Origin of the sequence: Maribacter algicola (genome assembly GCF_003933245.1) — a bacterium.
In the GTDB taxonomy this organism is placed as follows: Bacteria; Bacteroidota; Bacteroidia; order Flavobacteriales; family Flavobacteriaceae; genus Maribacter; species Maribacter algicola.
The window spans coordinates 1-3,784 of the sequence record NZ_QUSX01000007.1; the positions used below are offsets into that span (position 1 = coordinate 1).

Annotated in this window: 2 tRNA genes and 2 rRNA genes; all 4 read right to left on the reverse strand. The window is 52.8% G+C overall.

Annotated features, from left to right (window positions below):
* A 23S ribosomal RNA gene (locus tag DZC72_RS17640) occupies positions 1-2,174 on the reverse strand; the annotation flags it as partial.
* Positions 2,175-2,376: 202 nt separating this feature from the next.
* Positions 2,377-2,450: transfer RNA gene (locus DZC72_RS17645), tRNA-Ala, on the reverse strand.
* Between the two features lie 136 nt (positions 2,451-2,586).
* Positions 2,587-2,660: transfer RNA gene (locus DZC72_RS17650), tRNA-Ile, on the reverse strand.
* Positions 2,661-2,814: 154 nt separating this feature from the next.
* Positions 2,815-3,784: ribosomal RNA gene (locus tag DZC72_RS17655) — 16S ribosomal RNA — on the reverse strand; the annotation flags it as partial.

The window sequence follows — 3,784 nt, forward strand, 5'->3', positions numbered from 1 at the left end:
CGCACTGTTCCCTCTTATGAGGGTTAGGCCCCGATCAAACAAAGGCTGGTATTTCAACAACGGATCCACAACGCCTGGCGACGCCGCTTCAAATCCTCCCAGCTATCCTACACATTGTTTGACCAAGGTCAATACGAAGCTATAGTAAAGGTGCACGGGGTCTTTTCGTCCCACTGCGGGTAACCGGCATCTTCACCGATACTACAATTTCACCGAGCTCATGGCCGAGACAGTGTCCAGATCGTTGCACCATTCGTGCAGGTCGGAACTTACCCGACAAGGAATTTCGCTACCTTAGGACCGTTATAGTTACGGCCGCCGTTTACCGGGGCTTCAATTCAATGCTTCTCCCCGAAGGAATGACATCTCCTCTTAACCTTCCGGCACCGGGCAGGTGTCAGGCCCTATACTTCTTCTCTCGAATTTGCAGAGCCCTGTGTTTTTGATAAACAGTCGCCTGGACCTCTTCACTGCGGCCCCCCCGGAGGGGGGCGACCCTTCTCCCGAAGTTACGGGTCTATTTTGCCTAGTTCCTTAGCCATGAATCTCTCGAGCGCCTTAGAATACTCATCCCGACCACCTGTGTCGGTTTACGGTACGGGCCGCACATCTCGCTTTTCTTGGAAGTCGATACGCTGGATTATCGCCTTGGCCGTAGCCTCGGCGTACTATCGGGGCGTTGCCGCTCCCTTCAACGTGCAATTCCGTCTGCACGCACCAACTTCTCGCCTCCGTCACTTTTGGCGATGTGCGGGTACGGGAATATTAACCCGTTGTCCATCCACTGCCCCTTTCGGGTTCGCGTTAGGTCCCGACTGACCCCCAGCTGATTAGCATAGCTGGGGAAACCTTGGTCTTTCGGCGTGCGGGTTTCTCGCCCGCATTATCGTTACTTATGCCTACATTTTCGTTCGTGCACGCTCCAGGACCCCTCGCAGGTATCCCTTCGACGCAGGCACGATGCTCCCCTACCGCCCTTGCGGGCCCATGGCTTCGGTAATATGCTTATGCCCGATCATTATCCATGCGGAACCGCTCGACCAGTGAGCTGTTACGCACTCTTTAAATGAATGGCTGCTTCCAAGCCAACATCCTGGCTGTCAATGCAGTTCCACCGCGTTTTGTCAACTTAGCATATATTTGGGGACCTTAGCCGATGGTCCGGGTTCTTTCCCTCTCGGACATGGACCTTAGCACCCATGCCCTCACTGCGTTACATCGTTTCATAGCATTCGGAGTTTGTCAGGAATTGGTAGGCGGTGAAGCCCCCGCATCCAATCAGTAGCTCTACCTCTATGAAACTAATAACACGCTGCACCTAAATGCATTTCGGGGAGTACGAGCTATTTCCGAGCTTGATTGGCCTTTCACCCCTACCCACAGGTCATCCCAAGACTTTTCAACGTCAACGGGTTCGGCCCTCCACTATGTGTTACCACAGCTTCAGCCTGCCCATGGGTAGATCGCACGGTTTCGCGTCTACTACTACCGACTATGGCGCCCTATTAAGACTCGCTTTCGCTGCGGCTCCGTCCCTAAAGGACTTAACCTTGCCGGTAAAAGTAACTCGTAGGCTCATTATGCAAAAGGCACGCCGTCACCCCGAAGGGCTCCGACCGCTTGTAGGCGTATGGTTTCAGGATCTATTTCACTCCGTTGTTCACGGTTCTTTTCACCTTTCCCTCACGGTACTGGTTCACTATCGGTCTCTCAGGAGTATTTAGCCTTGGCGGATGGTCCCGCCGGATTCATACAGGGTTTCACGTGCCCCGCACTACTCAGGATACCACTATCTAATGCATCTTTACCTATACCGGGCTATCACCGTCTATGGCCGCTCTTTCCAAAGCGTTCTAGTTCATCAACACTCGAACAGCGTGGTCCTACAACCCCGTTGTTGCCGAAACAACAACGGTTTGGGCTAATCCGATTTCGCTCGCCGCTACTATCGGAATCACTTTTGTTTTCTCTTCCTCCGGCTACTTAGATGTTTCAGTTCACCGGGTTCGCTCGGCCTTACGGCCGTGACATGTCTTCAACATGCCGGGTTGCCCCATTCGGATATCCGCGGATCATATCGTATGTGCCGATCCCCGCGGCTTTTCGCAGCTTATCACGTCCTTCTTCGCCTCTGAGAGCCTAGGCATTCCCCATACGCCCTTTTCCAGCTTGTCGCCTTTCCTTTTGTTCTATTCTAATTCGTACTCTTTACTTTATATAAAGATTCGTGTTTCTTTCTTTTTAGGTATACAATAAGACTAATCTTACTATATCCTGTCCCAATATGTCAATGAACTTTTTCCCCCTCCAACTCCCCCAAGGGGAAGGGCACAAGGCCCTGGACTCCTCCCCCTTGGGGAGGACGGGAGGGGATAGTGGAGAATATCGGAGTCGAACCGATGACCTCCTGCGTGCAAGGCAGGCGCTCTAGCCAGCTGAGCTAATCCCCCAGTTAGTTGATCGTTGTCCGTTGCCGGTCGACGGCTCCACCATCAACCATCAACCAAGAACCAACAACTAGTTTGTCTCAACTTCCAGAATTTCCAATACTTCAAAACAATGAACGTAAGCCCCCTTGGGGCCATGTAGTCCCAGGCAGACTCGAACTGCCGACCTCTACATTATCAGTGTAGCGCTCTAACCAGCTGAGCTATGGGACTGTCCCTACCCACACGCCACAGGCGCACAAGTATTTGTTATATATCATGATCGCGGAGATAATTGCGATATAAAGAAGAACATAAATCGAAAGAACGGGGCCAGGGCCTTTTCCGTTGGTCCGCCAGGGACTATCCATCTAAGGACAATCTCTAGAAAGGAGGTGTTCCAGCCGCACCTTCCGGTACGGCTACCTTGTTACGACTTAGCCCTAGTTACCGATCTTGCCCTAGGCCGCTCCTTGCGGTGACGGACTTCAGGCACTCCCGGCTTCCATGGCTTGACGGGCGGTGTGTACAAGGCCCGGGAACGTATTCACCGGATCATGGCTGATATCCGATTACTAGCGATTCCAGCTTCACGGGGTCGAGTTGCAGACCCCGATCCGAACTGTGACAGGTTTTATAGATTCGCTCCGCCTTGCGACGTGGCTGCTCTCTGTACCTGCCATTGTAGCACGTGTGTGGCCCAGGACGTAAGGGCCGTGATGATTTGACGTCATCCCCACCTTCCTCGCGGTTTGCACCGGCAGTCCCGTTAGAGTCCCCGACATGACTCGCTGGCAACTAACGGTAGGGGTTGCGCTCGTTATAGGACTTAACCTGACACCTCACGGCACGAGCTGACGACAACCATGCAGCACCTTGCAAATTGCCCGAAGGAAAGGCCATCTCTGGCCCTGTCAAAATGCATTTAAGCCCTGGTAAGGTTCCTCGCGTATCATCGAATTAAACCACATGCTCCACCGCTTGTGCGGGCCCCCGTCAATTCCTTTGAGTTTCATTCTTGCGAACGTACTCCCCAGGTGGGATACTTATCACTTTCGCTTGGCCGCCCAGGTCTCAAGGACCCGGACAGCTAGTATCCATCGTTTACGGCGTGGACTACCAGGGTATCTAATCCTGTTCGCTCCCCACGCTTTCGTCCATCAGCGTCAGTACATGGTTAGTCAGCTGCCTTCGCAATCGGTGTTCTATGTGATATCTATGCATTTCACCGCTACACCACATATTCCGCCAACTTCACCATGACTCAAGACCGGCAGTATCAAAGGCAGTTCTATAGTTGAGCTACAGACTTTCACCCCTGACTTACCGGCCCGCCTACGGACCCTTTAAACCCAATA